20 protein-coding genes are annotated in these 22,671 nt (G+C 42.9%); 3 read left to right on the top strand and 17 right to left on the bottom strand.

Features of this window, described 5'->3' with window-relative positions; all coding sequences use genetic code 11:
- Positions 1–143: 143 nt before the first annotated feature.
- The 3 genes from CXF58_RS05550 to CXF58_RS05540 all read right to left on the bottom strand — a co-directional run bounded on the left by CXF58_RS05550 (position 144) and on the right by CXF58_RS05540 (position 2,403).
- A complete protein-coding gene (locus tag CXF58_RS05550; protein ID WP_068408075.1) occupies positions 144–752 on the bottom strand; it encodes a TerD family protein in 609 nt (202 codons plus the stop codon).
- Between the two features lie 128 nt (positions 753–880).
- A complete protein-coding gene (locus tag CXF58_RS05545) occupies positions 881–1,633 on the bottom strand; it encodes a TIGR00266 family protein (RefSeq protein ID WP_068408074.1) in 753 nt (250 codons plus the stop codon).
- Between the two features lie 194 nt (positions 1,634–1,827).
- On the bottom strand, positions 1,828–2,403 hold the full coding sequence (locus CXF58_RS05540) for a TerD family protein (protein ID WP_068408073.1): 576 nt from the start codon (positions 2,401–2,403) through the stop codon (positions 1,828–1,830).
- 327 nt (positions 2,404–2,730) lie between these two features.
- Here CXF58_RS05540 and CXF58_RS05535 point away from each other — a divergent pair, with 327 nt between their 5' ends.
- Positions 2,731–3,390, top strand: a complete 660-nt coding sequence (locus tag CXF58_RS05535; RefSeq protein ID WP_068408071.1) for a 7-cyano-7-deazaguanine/7-aminomethyl-7-deazaguanine transporter — start codon at positions 2,731–2,733, stop codon at positions 3,388–3,390.
- 145 nt (positions 3,391–3,535) lie between these two features.
- Here CXF58_RS05535 and CXF58_RS05530 read toward each other — a convergent pair whose 3' ends face one another.
- From CXF58_RS05530 to queC, 8 genes are all read right to left on the bottom strand, one after another.
- On the bottom strand, positions 3,536–4,594 hold the full coding sequence (locus tag CXF58_RS05530) for a DUF475 domain-containing protein (RefSeq protein WP_068408069.1): 1,059 nt from the start codon (positions 4,592–4,594) through the stop codon (positions 3,536–3,538).
- Positions 4,595–4,873: 279 nt separating this feature from the next.
- The gene (locus CXF58_RS05525) at positions 4,874–5,449 is read right to left on the bottom strand and encodes a TerD family protein (protein ID WP_068408067.1); all 576 of its coding nucleotides are present in this window, start codon (positions 5,447–5,449) and stop codon (positions 4,874–4,876) included.
- 240 nt (positions 5,450–5,689) lie between these two features.
- Positions 5,690–7,987 carry a bifunctional 23S rRNA (guanine(2069)-N(7))-methyltransferase RlmK/23S rRNA (guanine(2445)-N(2))-methyltransferase RlmL gene (gene rlmKL / locus CXF58_RS05520; RefSeq protein WP_102076844.1) on the bottom strand — a complete coding sequence of 766 codons (2,298 nt, stop codon included), beginning with the start codon at positions 7,985–7,987 and terminating at the stop codon, positions 5,690–5,692.
- A 232-nt stretch (positions 7,988–8,219) separates the two neighbouring features.
- Positions 8,220–9,407 carry a mechanosensitive ion channel family protein gene (locus tag CXF58_RS05515; protein ID WP_227514999.1) on the bottom strand — a complete coding sequence of 396 codons (1,188 nt, stop codon included), beginning with the start codon at positions 9,405–9,407 and terminating at the stop codon, positions 8,220–8,222.
- 224 nt (positions 9,408–9,631) lie between these two features.
- Positions 9,632–11,128 (bottom strand): dihydrolipoyl dehydrogenase, encoded by a 1,497-nt coding sequence (locus CXF58_RS05510; RefSeq protein WP_102076843.1) that lies wholly within the window; start codon positions 11,126–11,128, stop codon positions 9,632–9,634.
- A gap of 71 nt (positions 11,129–11,199) precedes the next feature.
- Positions 11,200–11,697: a peroxiredoxin gene (locus CXF58_RS05505; RefSeq protein WP_180952531.1), complete on the bottom strand. Its 498-nt coding sequence runs from the start codon at positions 11,695–11,697 to the stop codon at positions 11,200–11,202.
- A 171-nt stretch (positions 11,698–11,868) separates the two neighbouring features.
- Positions 11,869–12,198 carry a hypothetical protein gene (locus tag CXF58_RS05500; protein ID WP_068408057.1) on the bottom strand — a complete coding sequence of 110 codons (330 nt, stop codon included), beginning with the start codon at positions 12,196–12,198 and terminating at the stop codon, positions 11,869–11,871.
- Between the two features lie 343 nt (positions 12,199–12,541).
- Positions 12,542–13,372: a 7-cyano-7-deazaguanine synthase QueC gene (gene queC, locus CXF58_RS05495; protein WP_102076841.1), complete on the bottom strand. Its 831-nt coding sequence runs from the start codon at positions 13,370–13,372 to the stop codon at positions 12,542–12,544.
- Positions 13,373–13,645: 273 nt separating this feature from the next.
- Here queC and ttcA point away from each other — a divergent pair, with 273 nt between their 5' ends.
- The gene (gene ttcA, locus CXF58_RS05490) at positions 13,646–14,839 is read left to right on the top strand and encodes a tRNA 2-thiocytidine(32) synthetase TtcA (RefSeq protein WP_102076840.1); all 1,194 of its coding nucleotides are present in this window, start codon (positions 13,646–13,648) and stop codon (positions 14,837–14,839) included.
- Positions 14,840–15,009: 170 nt separating this feature from the next.
- On the opposite strand, the gene CXF58_RS05485 is transcribed toward ttcA, so the two are convergent.
- The 6 genes from CXF58_RS05485 to ccoN all read right to left on the bottom strand — a co-directional run bounded on the left by CXF58_RS05485 (position 15,010) and on the right by ccoN (position 21,165).
- Positions 15,010–15,591, bottom strand: coding sequence for a FixH family protein (locus CXF58_RS05485; protein ID WP_102076839.1), 582 nt, complete (start codon positions 15,589–15,591; stop codon positions 15,010–15,012).
- Between the two features lie 198 nt (positions 15,592–15,789).
- Entirely contained in the window at positions 15,790–17,202 is a 1,413-nt protein-coding gene (ccoG, locus tag CXF58_RS05480) for a cytochrome c oxidase accessory protein CcoG (RefSeq protein WP_102076838.1), read from the bottom strand.
- Positions 17,203–17,711: 509 nt separating this feature from the next.
- Positions 17,712–18,857 (bottom strand): cytochrome-c oxidase, cbb3-type subunit III, encoded by a 1,146-nt coding sequence (ccoP, locus tag CXF58_RS05475; RefSeq protein WP_102076837.1) that lies wholly within the window; start codon positions 18,855–18,857, stop codon positions 17,712–17,714.
- Entirely contained in the window at positions 18,854–19,036 is a 183-nt protein-coding gene (locus CXF58_RS05470; protein ID WP_068408133.1) for a CcoQ/FixQ family Cbb3-type cytochrome c oxidase assembly chaperone, read from the bottom strand. The genes ccoP and CXF58_RS05470 overlap by 4 nt, the downstream gene beginning before the upstream one ends.
- On the bottom strand, positions 19,036–19,674 hold the full coding sequence (ccoO, locus tag CXF58_RS05465) for a cytochrome-c oxidase, cbb3-type subunit II (RefSeq protein ID WP_068408135.1): 639 nt from the start codon (positions 19,672–19,674) through the stop codon (positions 19,036–19,038). Before ccoO ends, CXF58_RS05470 begins: the two co-directional genes overlap by 1 nt.
- 9 nt (positions 19,675–19,683) lie before the next feature.
- Positions 19,684–21,165, bottom strand: coding sequence for a cytochrome-c oxidase, cbb3-type subunit I (gene ccoN / locus CXF58_RS05460; RefSeq protein ID WP_068408137.1), 1,482 nt, complete (start codon positions 21,163–21,165; stop codon positions 19,684–19,686).
- Positions 21,166–22,041: 876 nt separating this feature from the next.
- On the opposite strand from ccoN, the gene CXF58_RS05455 reads away from it, so the two are divergent.
- Positions 22,042–22,431, top strand: coding sequence for an SCP2 sterol-binding domain-containing protein (locus tag CXF58_RS05455; protein ID WP_068408139.1), 390 nt, complete (start codon positions 22,042–22,044; stop codon positions 22,429–22,431).
- Positions 22,432–22,671 lie beyond the last annotated feature (240 nt).

Here is a 22,671-nt window from a genome sequence, read left to right as displayed (position 1 = left end):
AGTAAACCAATACCTTAGAAAAATAAGTTGAGAGTGGGGTTTTAAGAGTATTATTTAATAAAAAAAGTCAGCCCGTCTACTGTAAATAGACGGGCTGATTGCTTATAGATTACTAACAGTCTTACAAGTGGAGCTGCAATGAATTAAGCATGCGGCGTGATAGCAGGCATCAAATCATGAAAAGTACGACCAGAAGCAGTTTCGCCAATGGCATGCATTTTCCACTCGTTATTATGACGATAGACTTTTGCCATAATCATCGCTGTATGGCCACCTTGCGCTGATAAATTGTAGCGGGCGACTTCCTGATTGTTATTGGCATTAACGATGCGGCAAAAAGCATTTTCTACGGTTTCAAACGTCTGACCAGTAAAGCTATTAACGGTAAATACTAACGATACTACGTTTGCTGGCACTTTTGATAAATCAACATTGATAACTTCGTCGTCGCCATCGCCGTCACCTGTGCGGTTGTCGCCCGTATGGACGATGCTGCCATCTTTTGATTTTAGCTGACTGAACCAAATCGCATCGACCGCTTGTTTATTGGCATCAAACATAATGCATGAAGCATCTAAATCGATCGAGTCGCCGCCCGTACCGCCGCCGAATAACTTGCCTAAGAAGCCGCCTTTTTTCTCTTGCTGGCCTTGGAAAACATCCCAGCCTAAACCCAATTTTACTTGCGTAAGCTCGCCGCCAGCTTCTTTGCTGAGGGAAATTTTTTGACCCTTTTGTAGACTAACTGCCATGGTAAAATCCTTATAATAATTGTGAGGGGATTAATGAATTTTTAGTGCTTATTTTTAGTGCTTCATTCCTGCGCTGTTTTATAGCTATCAATCTGGAATATAACTTTAATGATAAAATGCAACTTCAATTACAAAATATTATCTAAAAAACCACCGCTGCCACCGCGACCGCCTGAGCTGGTACCTAAGATGCTTTGTAACCAGCCTTGATAGCTGTCACGATTGCGCGAGCAGATGATGACTTTGCCTGTTCCTGAGAAGTTTAAAACCATGCCTTCACCACTGGTGACCGAATTGATAATATTGCTCATGATGCCTTTTTTCTTGCTGGTCGATACCGAAAGCTTATAATCAAGGTTTGAATCCCAGCAGACCACGTGGCCATTATCAATGATGACGTCTTTATCAGGCGTCACATCAATCTCAAATAGCGAACCAAAACCAGAAACGACAACTTGGCCTTGACCTTGGGTTTGCATCACCATAAAGCCGCCGGTATCACCAAAGACCGCGCCGCCGAGGTTACGCTGGATATTGGCTCTGATATCGACGCCAGTTTGTGCGGCAACGAACGCGCCATCGCTCAAGGTATATTGCTGCGCGCCGCAATCGATGATTTGCATATCGCCATCAAGCGTCGGTGCTAGCAGACAATCACCTTCACCATTGACGGCTTCAATCTGCTGTTGGAATAAGGATTCATCGTTGGCAAAGCGGCGCATCAGTGATTGCATAAGACCGCCTTGTAGCTTACCTTTAAGCTCAAGGTTCGACTCCATCATCACCATGGCATTGGCTTCACAATAAATCGAATCGCCTTTTTTTAAGTTACAATGCAAAAAAGGTTCAATGGTGCCGATTAAGCTAAACGTCGCTGCCATAAGCTGCAAATCCTTATTCTAATGTCTTAAATGTTTTTTTATAAAAATGAGCGTTTCAATTTAACTGGGTCAATTACATTTAAAGCCATCAAATGCTATGAATAGGCACACTTGATGGCTTATTAACTATCGCAATCAAATAGTCGATTGCGATAGTGGTTTCGGTAGTCGTCTTACAAACATCTTATAGAGCGTTAAACGTTAACGCCATAAGAAGAGGCTAATGGGCCTAGACCACCACTAAAGCCTTGACCAACAGCGCGGAATTTCCAGTCGCCGTTATGACGATATAACTCACCAAAAATCATCGCCGTCTCAGTGCTACCATCTTCTGATAGGTCATAACGGGCGATTTCGGCTTGACCATTATCATTGACCACACGGATATAAGCGTCGCCGACTTGACCAAAGTTTTGGTTACGCGCTTGACCTTCATAAATGATGGCGCAGATAGCGACTTTGCTGACGTCAGCTGGGATGCTGGCAAGGTTGATTTTGATTTTCTCATCATCACCGTCGCCTTCGCCCGTACGGTTGTCACCTGTGTGCTCAACCGCGCCGTTGTCCGACTTTAGATTGTTAAAGAAAATAAAATCTTGGTCATTACGCACTTTGCCTGCTTCGTTTACCAAAAAGGCAATGGCGTCTAAGTCAAATTCTTGACCGTCAGTAGCGCGTGGATCCCAGCCAAGACCAACGGTAATGTTGGTTAAGCCTGGGGCTTCTTTTGATAAGTTTACGTTGCCGCCTTTTGTTAAGCTAATAGCCATATAAATATCCTTTGGATTAATAATTAAGTGGATTTGATTTTATAAAATAAAAATAGGGCAGTCATGCTATTTGGATGTAAGTATTTCAGCGTAAAAAGGTCAATAAATCGACCTGTACGCCATAACCTGCCTATCATTACGTTTTACTATACTAAGCGTTTGCTTACTAAGCAAGGCGTATTTTGTGTGCCTATCTGACAGTTATATTTTTGCTTATATAAGAGGATGTTACGAGCATGTCTGACCTATTTTAGCTATTTATCTTATTATCATTTATAATAGCGCGCTCAGGTTCCCTCCACCCTGACTCAAAAAAAGGCCTCCTTTATGAATACCTGTACCATTTCGACCAATCCCGCTTCATCCATTCGTTACAGCCGTGCTTTATTTTGGCTTGTCAGCCTGCATATCTTTATCATCGCCATTAGTAATTATTTAGTGCAAATACCGGTCGGGCTATTTGGCTTTATTACGACATGGGGGGCCGTTACTTTTCCTTTTATCTTTTTGATTACAGATTTGACCGTACGCATCTTTGGTCAACATCTCGCTAGACGCATTATTTTCTTTGCCATGCTGCCAGCGCTCGCCATTTCTTACTATTTTTCGGTGGTATTTGCTGATGGACAGTTCGTCGGTCATGAGCATCTGCTCGATTTTAATTTATTTGTCTTTCGCATTGTCCTCGCCAGCTTTAGTGCTTACGTCATTGGACAGCTGTTAGATATCAAAGTCTTTAATAAGTTACGCCAGCTTAAAACGTGGTGGATTGCACCCCTGGCATCGACGTTTATTGGCAATCTGGTCGATAGCTTCTGCTTTTTTGCCATCGCTTTTTATAAAAGCCCAGATGCTTTTATGGCGACGCACTGGGTTGAGATTGGCGCGATGGACTATCTGTTTAAGATAGTGATGGGCGTGCTTATCTTTTTACCTTTATATGGTGTGATATTGGCAAAATTGCAAAAGATGCTCGCTGATAAGTAGCGCAAAAATTAATAGCCTAAGCTAATCCCTGCTCACAACTCTATTCTTCACAATTACTATAAAAAACAGGTCATAACCAATAATGGTGATGACCTGTGATTTAATAATCTGAATAAGTCTAAGTATTACGTCGACAATTATTGCGTTATTCAAGCGCTTGGTGTTTACGATAATTGAGTGACGCGACAAACGCCCAACCAATAAAGGCAATACCAATCAGACCAGTGATAATCTCTGGTACATGGAATTTCACCGACAATAGCATAATGATGGCTAGCGCGCCGATGGCATAATGCGCGCCATGTTCGAGATAGACAAACTCATCAAGCGTGCCTTTATCGACTAAGAAAATAGTCATCGAACGTACGAACATCGCACCGATTGCTAGACCCAGCATAATCACGATAACGTCATTGGTAATCGCAAAGGCGCCAATCACGCCATCGAAGCTGAATGAGGCATCAAGGACTTCTAGGTATAAGAAGCCGATAATACCACCTTTCATAATCGCACTCGTTGCTGCGCCTGAGCCAGCTTCAGCGTTTTCTAAGTCTTCTTCAAGGTCGCCTTCTAGCATACCTGAAACCACTTGGACGCCAAGGTATATTAAGATACCCCAAACGCCTGCAATCAATACCGCGGCTGACTGCTCAGGGTTGGCAAATGATACCGCAATCATCAACACGATAAGCGCGACAAACACACTCATGGCATCGACTTTGCCCAGTTTGACCAAGCGGCTCTCAAGCCAATCAAACCAATGTACTTCTTTATCATCAAAGATAAAGTTTAAGAACACGAGTAATAAGAAGATACCACCAAAGGCTGAGATTTCAGCATGGTGCGCCAATAATCTGGCTGAGTATTCTTTAGGATCGTTTAAGGCCAAATCGACCACTTGCATAACGCCAAGGTCAGCCGTCACTGCTACGATAACGATTGGGAATACCAAGCGCATCCCAAAGACAGCAACTAAAATACCAACGGTTAAAAATATCTTTTTCCAAAACTCGTCCCAGCCTTTGAGGACTGAGGCGTTGACCACCGCATTATCAAAGGATAATGAAATCTCCATGACGGCCAAAATAGCGGTAATAGATAAGGTGGTTATCATACCGCCTATACCGCCGTGTGAATATCCCCACCATGCCGCGACTGCTAGGGCAATAATGGTGAAGATAAAGTCTAAATAAAAATGTCTCATGACATATCCTGTCTGGTTGCATAAAGCTAAAGTCGGTCTATTATAAACACAAACCACAAAAAAAGTGGTTATCGCTAACCACTTTTTTGCCTAATTTTAAACGAAACTTAAAGCATTTCCAGTCTTTTAGCTAGGAATAATTGTGACTATTTTGCAACCATATTTTACTGGCAGAATGGCAAGCGATAGCGCTGCCATATTGCTCTAAGTTTCGGCGGTGTTTATGTCTAGGCATTGTTTTTAGTATGGGCTAAGTTGTTGGCAGAGGTTAATATCGAGTTAGATATTGACGCCATACTGATGACACATGGCTTGTAAGCCGCCTGAATAGCCTTGACCAACGGCGCGGAATTTCCACTCACCGTTATGACGATAAACTTCGCCAAACACCATTGCCGTTTCAACAGAGTAATCTTCTGCTAAGTCAAAACGTACTACTTCCGTGCCTGTTTCTTCGTTGACCACACGGATAAAGGCGTTGGCGACTTGACCAAAGTTTTGGCTACGAGCAGCAGCATCATGAATTGTGACCGTAACGACGATTTTATCGACATCAGCAGGTACTTGGGTCAGGTTTACTTTGACGACTTCATCATCGCCGTCGCCTTCGCCCGTGCGGTTATCGCCGGTATGTTCGATTGCACCATTGTCAGATTTTAGCTGGTTGTAAAAAATAAAGTCATGATCGCCGCGTACTTTACCAGCGGTATTTAGCAAAAACACGCTGGCATCAAGGTCGAACTCAGCGCCAGAGGTTGCGCGCTCATCCCAACCAAGACCGATAAGTAGCTTGGTTAAATTTGGGTCAGTTTTGGTGAGCGATAAATTACCGCCTTTATTTAATGATAAAGCCATGAGATTATCCTTGTTATTAGAGTGATTAAGGGTTTGATAGTTTGGTTATATCAATCAAAACGCTAGCAAAAGTGGGATTAAAGCGGTTATAAATCTGTCGCTTAACGGTTGCTAGTAACGTTCTATCATAGCAACAAAAAATGACCCAATCAAAGCTGATTGGGTCATAGTTATGTGTACGCTAAGACGGACTGGAAAAGACAAGGTTTAAATGCTGCTTTTATATTTAACCAAGCAGCTCTAGCGATGGCGAATCTCAAAACTTTGATGAATCGGCTTTTTGATATTAAAATCAAAACCTATCGTTTGTGGCGTGATATCGATAATGTCATAGCGTTCGGTTAATTGCTCATCAAGCTCAAAGCGCGTGAAGTTGTTGGAAAAATATAACACGCCATCAGAGGTTAAGCGGTTCATCGCACGATTAATAAGAGCAGCATGGTCACGCTGGACATCAAAGGTACCTTGGAACTTTTTCGAGTTTGAAAAAGTTGGCGGATCGATAAAGATAATATCAAATTGTTCCGTATTACCTTTAATCCATTCAAAAATATCAGCGGCGACGAATTGATATTTATTGCTGCTGACATTTAAACCATTTAAAGCAAAGTTTTGCTTGCCCCAATCAAGATAGTTTTGCGATAAGTCAACGCTGGTGACTCTTTTCGCGCCAGCCAATGCCGCGTGGACGCTCGCCGTGCAAGTATAAGCAAATAAGTTCAGCACCGATTTGCCGCGGCTATTGTCTTTGATACGGGCGCGCATATTGCGATGGTCAATAAACAAGCCCGTATCGAGGTAATCGGTAAAATTGACATACAAATAGGCGCCATTTTCGCGCGCAACATAAAATTTACCGCGTTTTTCGCTATTGCCTTGCTTGCTATATTGGTCATTGCCCGATTGGCGTGCCCGAGTTTTGATAAAAACTTGTTCGCGGTTAATATTGAGCACTTCGCGAATGCCCATCAAGGCCAAATTAAAACGTTTTTTTGCGGTCTCTACCGGAATGGTCTTTGGCGGCGCATATTCTTGCACGTGTACGTAATCGCCATACAAATCAATCGCCACTTTAAAGTCAGGCAAGTCAGCGTCGTATACGCGAATATTGCTGACATTGTCTTTACTAGCCAGCCTTTTAAGTTTGCCCAGATTTTTTTGCAAGCGGTTAATAAAGTCTTGGCCTTCTTCCACGGCAATCTCGCGCTTCTCAAAGCGCCTAATGAGGCTGCCTGTTTGCCCAGCAATCAAGGTACCGTAGCGGAAATAAACCGTGATTGCCCCATTATGGCAGCGCAAAGTTTTTGGCTCTTTAATGGGCAAGATATCAACCTGTTCGACATTGGCTGCCAAGATACCAAGCATCGGATTGACGCCACTACCCGCAAAGCTGTCTTGCAAAATAAGCCCAAGCGCTTGATATAATGGCTTAATCATATCTTCATCGCCCAAGCGCTCACCGTAAGGTGGGTTGGTAATGACCAAAGGATTGCTTAAGCGGCCATTATCGGCTAATGGCTTTAAAACGTGGCTGAGCTGATTAAGGGCGCGCGTTTCAAGGTCAAGTAGCGGTAATAAATCCTGCAAGCCTGCGGCAATCAAGTTCTTTTCTGTCGCCAAAATCGCGCCACTATCGGCATCGAAGCCCAAAACGAGCGGCAATGTATTAGGTTGTTCGTTGATAATCTCTAAAGCTTCACGAAAACGCGTCTGCGCATCGTCAATCATCTGTTGCCATAGCGCTTCATCATGATGTTGCCATTGATAAAAGCCAAATTGATTGGCCGCTTTATCGATACCGACAGCATAATCGCAGTGCATGAGTAGCGCTTCAATGATGAAAGTACCAGAGCCGCACATCGGGTCGATTAGGGCATTATAAAAAGGGGCATTACCGGCATCATTTTTCTTATGCCAACCCGCGCTATAAAGTAGCGCCGCTGCCAAGTTTTCTTTTAGCGGCGCTTCAGTCATGGCAACGCGGTAGCCACGGCGGTGCAAACTGGTACCTGATAAATCTAAATACAGCTCAGCCTGCTTGTCATTGACCGTCGCAAATACTGAAAAATCTGGGTTTTTACTATCGATATTCGGACGGCTGTCATAGATTTCGTTAAAGGTATCGGCAATCGCATCTTTGATACGCAGCATGGCAAATTGCTGACTGACGGCAACGCGCTTATCGACAGACAGACGAATGGCAAACGTCTGCTCTAAGCTAAATTGCTCGGTCCAATTGACCGATTTTGCCAAGCCATACAGCTGTTCTGCCACATCGTATTCAGTATTGATATTTTTACGTTTAATCAGCATCAATACCCGCGAGGCCACCCGCGACCATAAACAGATGGTATATAGGTCGCGCAAGCTACCGGTGACCGCTAAGCGTCCCGTACTTTTGATTTCGCTTGCAATGCCAAAGCTGCTTAGCTCAATTTGTAGCGGTGCTTCAAGCCCATCGGCACAAGTAATAATAAGGTCAAGCGACAACTCGGCTGCAGCGGTTGATAAGGAGTTGGGCGTGGTGGTTTCGGTCATACGGTTACCTGTGGGCTAAATTGATAAATAATGCACCTCAAAACCCTGATGTTTAAAATCTTGAGGCTTAAAATTATGAGGTTTAACTGGCAATTTTACCATAATTACGAAGTGGATAGTTTAAAGTGGCAGTGTTTATGGTGCAGTGTTTATGGTGCAGTGTTTATGGTGAAGTGTTTAAAAGCTACATTGAAAAAATGATGACTTACTGGGTTTTGAAATTATCGAGCCGTTATTCAGCATCTTGTTTTAATGAGTTGTCTTCAGTAATCAGTTTGGTCGTGGTTGCAAAGGGCTTGGTGTCGATAGGAGAATCAACGTTTTTTGGCATTAGCAGGCGCATATGCGGGTAGGGGGTTGAGATATTTGCCTCATCAAAGGCGCGTTTGATATTTTCCGTCAAGGCCTCTTTAATCTTTGGCATACGCGCTACGGCGGCGGGCTTAACCCAAAAACGGATAACAAAAAACACCCCATATTCGCCAATCTCGTCTACCGTCGCTGAGGTTTCAGGGCGTTTTAGCACTACTTCACTATCAGACAGCACTTGTAAAATGACCTCGCGCGCTTTATCCACATCGTCTTCAAAAGCGATGCGCATACGAATATCGAAACGAATAAAGTTTTTTGAGGTCAAATTGGTGACCACTGATGAGGCGACATTGGAGTTGGGGATGATGACGGTGATATTATCGCGGGTCAAAATATGGGTCGTGCGTAACGCGATGACCACAACCCGCCCTTCATTATCATTGATATTGACCCAGTCACCGACTTGAAAGGACTGCTCAAGTAAAATGGTAATGCCGGCGATAAAGTTAGCAAGCGTCGATTGGGCGGCAAAACCCACGGCAATACCGGCAATCCCTAGACCTGCTACCAAAGATACGATATCAAAGCCAAATTGTGCCATAACGCTGGCAAGTCCGAAGACTAGTAATAGCACTGATAAAATATTTTTGAGCAGCTGCTCAATAGAGGCGTTTAGACCATAGTGCTGTAAAACCTTATGTATAATTTGTCCAGATGACGCCCATAACACATAGTAAATTCCCGCCCACGTACTGGCTTTGGCCGTGGCTTTGACCGTATCTGGTTCAAAGCTTAGCTGACTCATAATGGCAATCAAGCTGCTGACTATCCAAATATAGCGTAATACCGAGCGGGCGATTTTGGAGCGGCGTTCATTGAGACCAATGCGGCTTTTGCTTTTTTTGATAAGATAGATGGCAAGCCAATAAAAAAACCCCAATACCGCCAGCAGTATTAGGATTTTGATGGCTGTGCTCACCAGTTCTACTGATTTAGAAGTCCAGTCGAGTGAGTCTTCTTCGATGGAGCCGCCGATAGCAATATATAGGCTGGTATGTAGGTCGCGAACAATCTCTCGAAAGAAGTCAGTAATACCAGCGATTGCCATTGTTTTATCCATGCAAAGTTTGGGTCTACATCAAATGAATCGTAAAAAGAGCTTATACTAAGATAATTCAGCTATAAAATCATCTAATAATAAAGTTTTAACGCTAGATTTCTTAGGAACAATCAGCGTAAACCGCGCAGCTCATTCTCAATCTGAGCCTAGCTGCGCGTAATAGCTTAGACCATATTAACGTTAATTTTAATAAAAATGGTTTTATCAGTCGATTAAAAAGTCCCTTCTTGAGTATCGTGATACTGATAAGGGATTTTCATCATACGCTGTACATCGCGTAACGCCGTACGTAGACCTTCTAGTATCGTCGGATGATAAAAAGGCGTGTCGAGCATGTCCTTTATACTCATATCATTGGTAATCGCCATCGCCAATATATGACCGATATATTCAGCATCAGGGGCAACCATACTTGCGCCCAAAATTCTATCTGTCTTTTTGCACCCATAAATGTGCAGTAGGCCGCAATTGACACCCATCACACGGCTACGACCTTGATTGTCAAAGCTGGCTTTTCCAATCACATATTCAAGCTCTGGATCGGCTTGTATTTCAGGTAGCGACATGCCGACGTTAACGATTTGTGGTGAGCAAAAGACGATAGAAAACGGCGCGGCAGTTGGGCGGATATATGCATCGCTATTGTTGTTACAGACCATACTACCCGCACTAAAACCTTCATCACTGGCAACGTGTAATAAAGGCAGGTTGGCATTGGCGTCACCGACGATATAAACTTCTAAATTGCCAATTTTACCCGTTTTTTTATCGAGCTGCTTTGGACGATTTTTGTCATCAAGCTCAACACCTACGTTTTCAACGCCTAGGGCCGCGATATTATTGCGTCGACCCGTAGCGACCAATACATACTCACCCTGCCACTGCCGCGTCTCACCAGCGCTGTCTTCGTAATCGATAAAAGCCGCTGAGCCTTCGTTATCTGCTGCTTGCTGACCGACATCGTTAATCTTGCTGCCCAAATGCATGGTCAGCTCACGACTTAAGCAATCAATGGCTTTATTACTGATATCATCATCTTTTAAACCAGCGACGCGTTTGTCACGATTAAAAAGCGTGACCTCGACGCCCAAACGCGTAAAGGCTTGTGCAAGCTCCAAGCCGATAGCACCTGCGCCGACGACGGCTAGTGACTTTGGTAAATCAGTTAGCTCAAAGACAGTGTCAGAAGTCAGTAAGGTTTTGCCAAGTTTATCAGCCCAGTTATCGGGGATAAACGGCTTACTACCAGTCGCTATGATAATTTTATCGGCTTCGATGAGTTCGTCATTGACTTCAATGAGACCTTGTTGGTTGATGTAAGCGCGACCCGCTATTTTTGTCTCAGCAGGCCAGCTTTCTACTTGCTTTTGGACGTAACTGGCAAAATGATTGCGTTCGGCGCGAACCCGCTCCATCACTTGTTTGCCATCTATTTGAGCAGTAGCATGAATACCAAACTCGCCAGAATGGTTGGTGTCATAGGCGCGATCGGCAGCAGCGATGAGAAGTTTACTCGGCATACAACCGACGGCGATACAAGTCGTTGCCCAATAGCCGTCATTAATGATTAGCACATCATCTTTTAGTTTTCTGGCTTGGCGAAAGGCATTTTGACCGGCGGTACCGGCGCCGATGACCGCCACCGTTACCTTGCGCGTCGCTTTTTTATCAGTGTTATTATCGGTGGTGCTGTCAGTCTGTTGATTCATATTACTCACAAAAAAAAGGTTTTATAGTAGTCGATAGAGATAAATAAAATTGCTAAATAATCATAAAAATATTATGGGGCGAGCGTGGCGAGTAAGCGTTCGGTATAGCCAGCTGCGCGTAAATTGCGCTGTGCATGAGTAAGAATGCCATCTTTATTAAAGACAAAGGCTGAACGTACAAGGCCTAAGCTGACTTTGCCATACATATTTTTTTCTTTAATTACATCAAAATATTGGCATAATTTCTCATCACTGTCGCTAATCAGAGGAATATGCAAATTGTACTTAGCGATGAATTTTTCGTGAGACTCAACGCTATCGCGCGACACACCGATGATATCGTAGCCCAATTCATCAAACGCATTGATATGAGTAGTAAATTCTGTCGCTTGCGTGGTACAGCCTGGGGTATTGTCTTTTGGATAAAAATATAAGATAAGCCCCTTATCGGTATGGGCAACCAGCTCTTTTAGGCTGATATCGTCATAAATAAAATTGCCGTCTAGCTCGCGCACGATAGTGACCGGAAAATCGGGCAGGGCAAGGTTCTCTGTAGTGGGCTTAGCCATTATAAAATCCTTATTAGTTTCGGTTATGCGTATATTATAGTAGGTGGTCTTATTATAGGCAGTTTGGCAGAAATAAATACTCCGTTTTACACTTCACTTATTCATTCGCAACAAAAAAGACTGGCGATGACCAGTCTTTTGTATTTTGTAGCAAATATTTTTTTAAGCAGCTTAGGCAGGTTTTTGTGGCTGTTTTAGGTCCAAGCCCACCGTGCATTGCTGCAAGTCTTTTTGCATTTTTTTCACGTAAGGCAGACCTGATGGGTCTTTTTTACTTTTTGCATAGCTCTCGATTTCCCACATTTGACCGATGGTCATATTGCTACGGACACCGATGGTGCAGTTACAAAGTTTGGTGGCATCGCTTTTATTAGCGACTTTATATTTGACCGCGCCATTGACACAGGTATTGATATTGTCTTGTTTGATGTCGGCTGCGTTTGCTTGTGGTAAGGCAAACAGCGCAGCAAGAGCTAGGGGTAAAACAGGCAAAAACTTCATAAACATCCTCTACGGGTCGTGTCAATTTCTCAGATTTTATATAAAAATCTTGGTAGTGTTATGTGGTCACAGGTTTTATGGCTTATATAAGTGATGATAAAAGTATAGGTAACTATAAAAGCCTTTTTTAACTATGTCACTCATTATATTTTAGTAAGCCAGCAGTACATGCCGCTTGTGACTGACATAGTCGCCCATACCATAGCAAGTAAATTGCTTAAAATACAACGCTAGCGTGCTGTGTTAATGCAAGTAAATGTTGCGCAAATGTTTAATGGGTGGCCGCGCCGAGACAATAATAGCGCCATTTTCAAATACTTAACAGAATATTTTCAAAGGTTTATTAAGACTCATTAGACTGGTAACGCGTTGGATCAGCAACCCCAGCTTGGGCAAATCCTTGGCGACGTAGGACGCAGCTGTCGCAAATACCGCAAGCAAGACCATTGGCATCTGCCTGATAACAAGAAATCGTCTGCCCATAATCGACTCCAAGCGCTAAACCAAGCTCAATGGTTTTGGCTTTGGATAAATGCTGCAACGGCGTTTGAATCGATAAATGGTGACCGGTGACACCAGCTTTAGTAGCAAGGTTCGCCATGTGTTCGAAGGCGGCGATATATTCTGGACGACAATCAGGGTAGCCAGAATAATCGACTGAACTGACGCCGATGACGATATGGTTGGCATCAGTGACTTCAGCGACTGCCAAAGCATAAGATAAAAATATGGTATTACGCGCCGGCACATAGGTGTTTGGAATGGCGTTATTATCGACGTTATCAACGTTATCAACGTTATCGATATTATTGACATCACTATCATCGTGATTGTTACTTGGGAATTTATCAGTATCGCCATCAGGGACAGTCATGCTGTGGTCGGTGAGTGATGAGCCACCAAGCTGGGCGATATCTATATCAATAATGCGATGGTTAACATTGGCAGTCTTTGCAATGGCTTTGGCCGCGACAAGCTCGCTATTGTGGCGTTGACCATAGTTAAAACTGACCGCCGTCACAGACGCATAGCGCGCTTTTGCCCAGTACAAACACGTCACGGAATCAAGCCCGCCTGATAGCAGCACCACGGCATTTTGGCTTTTATGTAGTGCTGCTAAATCAGCATTGTCTTTGGGACTGGGAGAGGAGGTCTGCGCAGTTATTTGAGTCATAGTATTGTCTATTGCTGATTTAAGAAATTTGAAAAATTTGAGTTTTTGAGAAATGGTTATTTTAACTAAGATAGCATTATTACATAACTTTGAAGATATGTTTAATTGCTCTTAACTGGCGATAAAATTGGGCACAAAAAGCCACTAATTTTGTGCGACTTTTCAATCTGTTAGCAAAATTTGTTATAATCGCTGCTTTTAAAGCCAGCCTGTTAAAGTTACGGCTGCTTATTTTTACCGTAACGTCAACTTTGTAAAGATATTGAGTACCTTATGACCGTCGCGACCTTGTTTACGCCTAAAATCCCTTCTCAGTTTGATGAAGCAACTAGCGAAACTGTTTCTGCAGATGCCGATTCTACCAATACTGGCTGGGATAATTATATTGAAGATACTGATATCGCTGACGAGGCCATAAGTAACGATAATACCACTCAGCAAGCATCTTCTACGCAAATTTTACCGACTGAAACGGCGGAATTTCGCAAGCTACAAAAAAAGCTGCGTCGCCAAGTATCATGGGCGATTCGCGATTTCAATATGATTGAAGATGGCGATGTTGTTATGGTTTGCGTCTCGGGCGGCAAAGACAGTTATACGCTGCTCGATATTTTATTGCTACTCAAACGCATTGCACCGATTAGCTTTGATATCGTTGCGGTAAATCTTGACCAAAAGCAGCCCGGTTATCCCGAAGATATTTTGCCCGCTTATTTGAATGAGCAAGGTATTGCCCATTATATTTTAGAAAAAGATACCTATAGTATCGTCAAAAGCGTGGTGCCAGAAGGTAAAACGTACTGCTCGGCCTGCTCACGCCTGCGTCGCGGTTCGCTATATGGTTTTGCCAAACAAATCGGTGCCACCAAAATCGCCCTTGGTCATCACCGCGATGATATGCTCGCGACGTTCTTTTTAAACTTATTCCACGGCGGCGCGCTGAAATCCATGCCGCCAAAACTGCTAAGCGATGATAAGCAAAACTTACTGATTCGTCCGCTTGCTTACGTTGAAGAAAAAGACATCATTGAATACGCACGTTTAAAAGAATTTCCGATTATTCCGTGTAATCTATGCGGCAGCCAAACCAATCTGCAACGAGCAATTATCAATGACATGCTACGCGAATGGGATAACGCCCATCCGCAGCGTTTGGCGTCTATTTTTAAAGCCATGCAAAACGTCGCGCCGTCACAATTGGCCGATCGCGAGTTGTTTGACTTTGAAACTTTAAACATAGAGCGCGATGACAATGAGCGCTTATTTGAAGGCGATAATATCCAAGCAGGGCAGACCGACAGTTTGGCTGAGATTGGTTTACCAGTAGCGCCAAAAACTCAAGTTTTTAATCCGAAGTTTGCCAGTAACCAAGACCACGACCATAGTCAGCAGGCAGAAAGCACCGATAGCATGCCAAAAACTAGCCGTACCACGCAAAAAATCCCGACGATTAATCCGGTGATTTAAATCATATAGATAGCTATAGTCAAAATATCCTAAAAACGCGACGATATCAGCAGTGCGTGATGTATCGATATTACTTTTCACTCACTATGTTTTTATAAAATTACCACCAAAAAAAACCAGCGCATTATTCACTAATGGCTGGTTTTTTGGTATTAATTTAACGTTAAAGATTAACTTTTAGCAAAAACGGGTAGAGGATTAAAACTCACCTCTGGACGCGGTAATTTTGCGACATCCTGCATGCGCCAATCATTCTTTCCATCATAACTGACTTGCAAATAATATTTGCCTTTTACGTCATCCAAATCGACTTGTGCCGTGTACTTGTTACCTTCTTGATGTTTGAGTACCGCATCGCGGTCTTTTTTAATGTCGGTGGCGTGCGAGATAGACAACTCTAAAGAGTCAGGATAGGTTAAAGGCTCACCGTTTAATAATTTACCAGACTGCAAGCTTTGCTGAGGATAATTGAGATAAAACACGACATCGCCATTATCGGCAAACTGCATCTTGCCATGTAAATCCAAATCATAGGTGAGCTTGTCGCGTGAGACGTCATGATATAGGGTTTTGCCATCCATATACCAATCGTCGCGTACCACGCTATCACGGATTTGATAAGAATAATAAACAAACCAAATGCAAGCGATTACTACAAAAGCTGGCATGCCAATGACAAAGATAACCACCATATAGTTTTTGTACCATGGTTGGCTGTCTTGATGCTTAAAGTTCGGTGCTGGACTAGACATAACATACCTATTAATCAGATACTCGTTTATAAAGTGAGGTTTGTCAGCTTATTATAAACGCTATCAAAAAATAAACCGACGGCTCAGAGCAGCCAGTTTAATGATAAATACTTCAGCTGCCAGTCAGTGGTAATTAGTCGTTGACCAAGCACCACTAACGAGCGGATGAATAAATAAAAGCAACTACATACTCAATAATTACTGCCCTTGCGTGGTAAAGATATTTTGTTTACTCACATTATATTTACCGTCTTCGCTGGCTACTGTTAAAGTAATCGGCGTTTGACCAAACTCAATCACCTCAGGGTCGCCATAGATACTGACTGGCATATCAAAGCTTTCGCCTGCTTCTAACGGCACATCATTAAAGCGTACGCCTAAGCTCAAGCCCTCTTGTGGCTCAAGGCTTATTTTATAAGTGTGTGCACTTTGGGTTTTGTTGGTCAATTTAACGATATAGCTGTTTTCAATCATGCCTTGTTGGTTCAATGACGACAACTGATTACGGTCACGGCGAATATCAATCTCTAACGGTACGCGGTCTGTCAATGCATAAACCACACCGCCACAAAGTACCGCAAGCAAGGTTAAATAAGCAAAAAAGCGCGGGCGCAATACACGGCTTGGCTCTTTTTCGACCAATTGCCGTTCTGTGGTATAACGAATCAAGCCACGTGGGTAGCCAACTTTATCCATTACATCATTACAAGCATCGACACAGGCGGCACACTGGATACACGCAACCTGCAAACCATCACGAATATCGATACCCGTTGGGCATACTTGCACACACATCGTACAGTCAATACAGTCGCCTAAATTCTCAGGATGGGTGCCTTTTTTACGGGCGCCGCGAGGTTCACCGCGTTCATAATCATAAGAAACAATCAAGGTATCTTTATCAAACATCACGCTTTGGAAACGGCCATACGGACAGATTTGGATACACATCTGCTCGCGCATATAGCCTGCATTGACGTAAGTTGAAAAAGCGAAAATAAATATCGATACCCATATCCACGTTGACCAATCAGGGAAGGGGATAACACCCCCTAATATTTGCCAACTACCATATAGAGCTTCTGTCCCTGATACATAACTGACAAACGTCATCGCCGTAATCATCGAAAATACAAACCAAATAAAGTAGATTAAAAAACGCTTGAAGACTTTTTTAGCATTCATAGGTTCTTTATCAAACTTAATGCGTTTGTTACGATCGCCGATGACGATTTTTTCCACATACTGGAACATATGCGTCCAGATGGTTTGCGGGCAAGCATAACCGCACCAAACTCGTCCTGCATATACCGTTACCATAAATAGCGCAAAAGCCGCAATAAGCGCAAAGACCGCTAGAAAGTAAAAGTCCTGCGTCAAAAAGGTCATACCAAAAATATAATAATGCTGCGACGGCACATCGAACCAAATAGCTTGCCTGCCGTTATACCTTATCCACGGTAAAATCAAAAATAATGCCAATAACGCATACATGCTAATCACGCGGATATTTTGGTAAAATCCGGTGATAAATCTAGGGTGAACGCGTTTTTTATTGGCGTTAAGATCCACCTCAACGACAGGAATTTTATTGGATGGTTGTGCTGACATAAACGTGCCTCTTTAAAAAAAGAATCAGTCTGCTGGCATGATGAACAAATACCTTTAATAGCTGGGTATATGGATGTGCGATGTTATCAATGTCAGTAAGTGGCAAGTCTCATACCAAAAAAAGTATTCAAGCTTGCTACCAAATGAGCGATTGTAAATAAATGATTAAAATATGCTTAAATAGATGATTCTATAGTGTTTCTAATGGATTACTATTTTAGCAGTTTCCCTACTATAAATGGGGTGAGAATGTTAAAAAGCAATACTTATCTGCGACTTATTGATAGACGAAGGGCGTATCATTATTAAGCTTGATAAATATTAAAACCAGTGGTAATAGAGCATAAAACGTATTAAATCTATCGGCAGTTTGATTTTGCGAGTTGCTCATAAACAAAGTTTATTAATAAGACATAAAACTGATAAATAACTAAAAAGGGAGAACTGCAATAACAGTTCTCCCTTTGTTAAATACCACTTATTTACGATATACAACTGACTAAATGCGCTTAGTTTGCAACTGCCGTTTCAGATGTGGCTGCTTTTGGAGCAGCGGCAGAAACAGGCTGTGCTTTAGCAGGCTGAGGCGTTCTGTCTGATAAAGAATAAACATACGCAGCAAGCAGCATAATGCGCTCATTACCTAGTTTGGTTTCCCATTCTGGCATCACACCGGCACGGCCATAACGGATGGTATCACGGATACTTTCGCGATCGCCGCCATATAACCAGATGTTATCAGTCAAGTTTGGCGCCCCAGTAGAGATCATACCTTTAGCGTCTTCACCATGACAAAGTACACAGTTAGTAGGCTCATGGAAAATGGCTTTACCTTGAGCAACTTTAGCTTGGTCAAGCTCATAACCTGGTTGGTTACCAGAGATTGACAAGACATATTCAGCCGCTGCACGCACACCATCTTCACCAAGTTGGTCACGCCAAGCTGCCATACCACCAACACGACCATTATGTAGCGTCGTTAGGATATGTGAAGCTTCACCGCCATATAACCAGTCATTGTCGGTCAAATTAGGGTAGCCTAGCGCACCTTTCGCATTAGAGCCGTGACAGACAGCACAGTTCTGTAAGAACAGGCGACTACCGACTTTTAGCGCATTCGGGTTTTCAGCAAGTTTTTCAACGTACGGTGCAAGCTCAGCAATTTTCTCATCAATCTGAGATTGCAAGTCTGCTGGCGGTGTTTCACTGCGACGCATGGTTGCTTGCATCTCAGACAGCGTTGCTAGCGTTTTGGTTGCTCCGCTGGCATCTGCTTTAGCCAAGATATTTTGCTCGAAGTTATCGGTAAATACCTTATTATTACTTTCAAGCTCGCTTGCTAACTCGTTATGCGAGGTCCATGGCACGGTTTCGCCATCTACTTCTACAGTCGTGATACCTTCCCATTTTGATGGAAAGATAGCAGGGAAAAATATCCAGTATGCAACAGCCCAAATGATCGAGCCAAAAAATATCACTAACCACCATTTAGGCAGTGGCTTATCGTATTCTTGAATACCGTCGTAAGTGTGCCCAGTAGTACCGTCTTCTTCTACTTCTGGCTTGTATTTCAACACCATTAGTAAGACGCCGAGGATACCCGCCCAACACATAATACTTAGTATGGTGATCCAAGAACTCCAAAAAAATGTCATCGTTTATCCTTATTGCGCTGCTCTTCAGCCAAAGCTTCTTTATCTTTGTCATCAAGCGCAAGTTGTGCATCTTCTTCGAAGCGTTTTTTGTTTTTTGGCGAATACGCCCACCATGCAACGCCCACGAAGGCAATAAAAGCAGAAACGGTCGCAATTGTTTGTAATTCACCAATACCCATTAGCGCTGTCCTTCCATCGCGGTACCCAATTGCTGTAAGTAGGCAACCAGAGCATCAAGCTCAGTGGCGCCAAGTACCGCATCTGGCGCTCCTTCGATATCTTCTTCAGTGTAAGGCACACCAAACTGATCACGGAATAGACGCATTTTAGTTTGCACATTGGTACCGTTTACTTCATTGGTTGCAAGCCAAGGGAAACCAGGCATTACAGATTCAGGTACTAATGAACGTGGATCGATAAGATGTTGTTTTTGCCAATCTTCAGAATAACGTCCACCAACACGTGCCAAGTCAGGACCAGTACGTTTAGAACCCCATAAGAATGGGTGATCCCACGTAGATTCAGCAGCACGTGAGTAAGGTCCATAACGCTCAACTTCCGCACGTAATGGACGCACCATTTGCGTATGACAGACGTGACAGCCTTCACGAATATAGATGTCACGACCTTCAAACTCAAGTGCGGTCCATGGCTCCATGGCGGGAAGGGGAGCGTTTACCCCACCTTCTTCAGGACCCTTGTTATCATAAATCAGCGGTACGATTTCAACGAGCGTTGCAAAGCTAATGGCAATAACAATACCGATAACCAACAAGCCTGTATTTTTTTCAATAATTTCATGCGGTGTACCAGACATGATCGCTCCTTATACGTTAGCTGCCGAAGGTTTATCAACACTAGGTTCATGATCAGTAGGATCTGCGATATCAACAGGCTTACCTTCTGGCATTTTAAGTGTTTTATAAACGTTATAGGCCATAACAACCATACCCGATACATACAATAGGCCACCAAAAGCACGACCAATATATGGGAAATGTGAGAACTCAACGGTATCAACGAAGCTATATACCAACGTACCATCTGGATTGGTTGCAAGCCACATCATGCCTTGGCCGATACCTGAAATCCACATAGAAACGATATAGAAGATAGTACCCGCTGTTGCTAACCAGAAATGCGTGGTGATTAAGCTGATAGAGTACATTTTTGGCTTGTTATAAATACGTGGTAACAGTACATATAGCGAACCAATCGTAATCATACCAACCCAGCCAAGTGCACCTGAGTGTACGTGACCGACTGTCCAGTCCGTGTTATGCGATAACGCGTTGACGGTCTTAATAGACATCATCGGACCTTCAAACGTTGACATCGCGTAGAACGACAATGCCACAATCATAAAGCGAATGATCGGATCGGTACGCAGCTTATCCCAACTGCCTGATAGCGTTAGTACACCGTTAATCATACCACCCCAAGATGGCGCAAATAGGATGATTGAGAACACCATGGCGAGAGACTGCGTCCAATCTGGAAGCGCTGAATAATGCAAATGGTGACCACCAGCCCACATGTATGAAGCAATCAATGCCCAAAAGTGAACGATAGACAAACGATAAGAATAAATAGGACGACCAATCTGAACTGGAACAAAGTAATACATCATTCCAAGGAACGCGGCCGTTAAGTAAAAACCTACCGCATTATGCCCGTACCACCACTGCACCATCGCATCGGTCGCACCGCCAAATAATGAGTAAGATTTAAACGCACTAACAGGGATGGCCATACTATTTACGATATGCAGTAGAGCAATCGTAATAATAAATGCGCCAAAGAACCAGTTAGCCACATAAATGTGTGAAGTTCTACGTTTGATGAGCGTACCGAAGAACACAATGGCATAAGAAATCCATACCAAAGCAATCAAGATATCGATTGGCCACTCAAGCTCAGCGTATTCCTTGGTCGATGTCAGACCTAAAGGAAGAGTAATAACCGCTGCGACGATAACCGCTTGCCAACCCCAAAAGGTAAACCAAGCTAAATAAGGAGCGAATAGTCTCGTCTTACAGGTACGCTGTACCACATAATAAGAGGTTGCGAACAGGGCAGAGCCACCGAATGCAAAGATAACCGCGTTAGTGTGTAGCGGTCTTAGACGACTGAATGTCAGCCATGGAATGTCAAAGTTTAGTGCTGGCCATGCTAACTGTGAAGCAATGAACACACCAATACTCATGCCGACGATGCCCCATATCACGGCCATTATCGTAAAGAATCTTACGACAGTGATTTCATATTCACGGTCAATTGGGGCGACTGCTGTGTTTTGTAAACTCATTGGATGATTCCTTTACAGCCCGAATTATCAACAGAATTAACTAACTCTCCGCAGCCTCTATATTATAAAAAATTATAAGCAGATTATGGTTGCGGTACATGTTGTTTTTGCCAAATCTTATTATCGATACCTTATTTACGATTAAATCAACCCTACGCTAATGTTCGGCGGTTACTGCTGAGTTGAGAGCGGCGATATAAACGCACGGCGCTCACAGTTAGACGATAATAGGATGATTGATAAATAATAAACGGTTAAATTTGATAAGACAATGTGCCTTCCTTGAGCATCAAACATCTATTGAGGCTGAGTATGTATCTTAATTATTACTGCTAAAAAGCCAGTATGAACGAAGATAAATACTAATATTCAATTGGTGATAAAAAACTTGTACACCATCAATGTATGCTAGCGGCGGCTGACAAAAACCATGTTTACGTAATGTTTAGTTAAAACTCCCGACTCTGTTTAAGGGTATTGTAACGCAAACCTAATCAAATATCATCAGAACTATGCGCCAAAATACAAACTCTTTGGTAAAAATAGTTACTAACGATATAATCTTACAGCGTTATACACCTATTTTATACCCAATTTCCCTACTATTCTAGGGGTGAAAAAAGATAGTGCTTTTTGGCGCAAAAATACAATTAAGCGGTGGTTTTGTAACAATAGCAGCATTTGCGCTATAAATAGGTTTTACTTATCATCGAATCGCCCCTTATAATGGCGCCTTGTATTATCGCTAACCAAGTGCTTTATACTGATATTAACGAATATTTTTAACTTTTAAATAGTGGTTAGGCTTAGCCGTATGCTGGCACAAGCCTACCTTCATAAATAACCTCATAAATAATAGGTATTAAGGATAATAATATGGCAGTTTTTTTGACAGACGAATGGTTTGAGCAAGTTGAGAAAATGGGTCAAGAAGCCGGTGAATTAAATTTACCACCAGCGCTTGCCAATATGGTGGTGAACTTAAAAGTCACCGATACGGAGCAAGATATCGAAGCAAGCTTTGCTGACGGCTTACTACATCGCGGTTTGAATGATAAGGCAACCACAACTTTATTGTTGGATCGTAGCTTGCTGCAATCTATCATAACCAACTTTGATACCAATGAAATCATGGGCGCTTTTATGGCCGGTAAAATTCGTGTTGAAGGCGATATGTCACAATTGATGGCAGTACAAACCGCGCGTCCAAGTGCTGAGCAAAAAGAGCTTTATAGTAATATCAAGTCAATGACTACTTTAGCTTAATGGCCTGTTTTTCATTTTTGTATCAATAACGTTTAGCATAAAAAAAGCCCTTAATATGAATTAAGGGCTTTTTCGTCGGAGAATTTAACAGTAAAGTAATACCAAACCCAAAAATTAAAGTTGCGCCCAAGCACGAGCAGTTAACGACCGAATTCTTTGTGGCTGTTTAAGCAAATTATTCCAAGCCAAGCAAGTGGCATCGACAATAGCCTCATAACTGTCATAACAACGATTAGATAG

Source organism: Psychrobacter sp. Sarcosine-02u-2, assembly GCF_002836335.1.
GTDB lineage: Bacteria > Pseudomonadota > Gammaproteobacteria > Pseudomonadales > Moraxellaceae > Psychrobacter > Psychrobacter faecalis.
This window is presented reverse-complemented; position numbering and strand designations above follow the sequence as displayed.

What these genes read in the sequence shown, in the direction of transcription:
- ccoP (WP_102076837.1), bottom strand. Translation starts at nt 18,857, where the DNA reads ATGACATTTTTTTGGAGTTCTTGGATCACCATACTAAGTATTATGTGT.
- ccoN (WP_068408137.1), bottom strand. Translation starts at nt 21,165, where the DNA reads ATGAGTTTACAAAACACAGCAGTCGCCCCAATTGACCGTGAATATGAA.
- CXF58_RS05530 (WP_068408069.1), bottom strand. Translation starts at nt 4,594, where the DNA reads ATGAGACATTTTTATTTAGACTTTATCTTCACCATTATTGCCCTAGCA.
- CXF58_RS05525 (WP_068408067.1), bottom strand. Translation starts at nt 5,449, where the DNA reads ATGGCTTTATCATTAAATAAAGGCGGTAATTTATCGCTCACCAAAACT.
- CXF58_RS05510 (WP_102076843.1), bottom strand. Translation starts at nt 11,128, where the DNA reads ATGAATCAACAGACTGACAGCACCACCGATAATAACACTGATAAAAAA.
- CXF58_RS05515 (WP_227514999.1), bottom strand. Translation starts at nt 9,407, where the DNA reads ATGGCAATCGCTGGTATTACTGACTTCTTTCGAGAGATTGTTCGCGAC.
- CXF58_RS05550 (WP_068408075.1), bottom strand. Translation starts at nt 752, where the DNA reads ATGGCAGTTAGTCTACAAAAGGGTCAAAAAATTTCCCTCAGCAAAGAA.
- ccoG (WP_102076838.1), bottom strand. Translation starts at nt 17,202, where the DNA reads ATGTCAGCACAACCATCCAATAAAATTCCTGTCGTTGAGGTGGATCTT.
- CXF58_RS05545 (WP_068408074.1), bottom strand. Translation starts at nt 1,633, where the DNA reads ATGGCAGCGACGTTTAGCTTAATCGGCACCATTGAACCTTTTTTGCAT.
- ttcA (WP_102076840.1), top strand. Translation starts at nt 13,646, where the DNA reads ATGACCGTCGCGACCTTGTTTACGCCTAAAATCCCTTCTCAGTTTGAT.
- CXF58_RS05505 (WP_180952531.1), bottom strand. Translation starts at nt 11,697, where the DNA reads ATGGCTAAGCCCACTACAGAGAACCTTGCCCTGCCCGATTTTCCGGTC.
- CXF58_RS05500 (WP_068408057.1), bottom strand. Translation starts at nt 12,198, where the DNA reads ATGAAGTTTTTGCCTGTTTTACCCCTAGCTCTTGCTGCGCTGTTTGCC.
- rlmKL (WP_102076844.1), bottom strand. Translation starts at nt 7,987, where the DNA reads ATGACCGAAACCACCACGCCCAACTCCTTATCAACCGCTGCAGCCGAG.
- CXF58_RS05470 (WP_068408133.1), bottom strand. Translation starts at nt 19,036, where the DNA reads ATGGGTATTGGTGAATTACAAACAATTGCGACCGTTTCTGCTTTTATT.
- CXF58_RS05485 (WP_102076839.1), bottom strand. Translation starts at nt 15,591, where the DNA reads ATGTCTAGTCCAGCACCGAACTTTAAGCATCAAGACAGCCAACCATGG.
- CXF58_RS05540 (WP_068408073.1), bottom strand. Translation starts at nt 2,403, where the DNA reads ATGGCTATTAGCTTAACAAAAGGCGGCAACGTAAACTTATCAAAAGAA.
- CXF58_RS05455 (WP_068408139.1), top strand. Translation starts at nt 22,042, where the DNA reads ATGGCAGTTTTTTTGACAGACGAATGGTTTGAGCAAGTTGAGAAAATG.
- queC (WP_102076841.1), bottom strand. Translation starts at nt 13,372, where the DNA reads ATGACTCAAATAACTGCGCAGACCTCCTCTCCCAGTCCCAAAGACAAT.
- ccoO (WP_068408135.1), bottom strand. Translation starts at nt 19,674, where the DNA reads ATGTCTGGTACACCGCATGAAATTATTGAAAAAAATACAGGCTTGTTG.
- CXF58_RS05535 (WP_068408071.1), top strand. Translation starts at nt 2,731, where the DNA reads ATGAATACCTGTACCATTTCGACCAATCCCGCTTCATCCATTCGTTAC.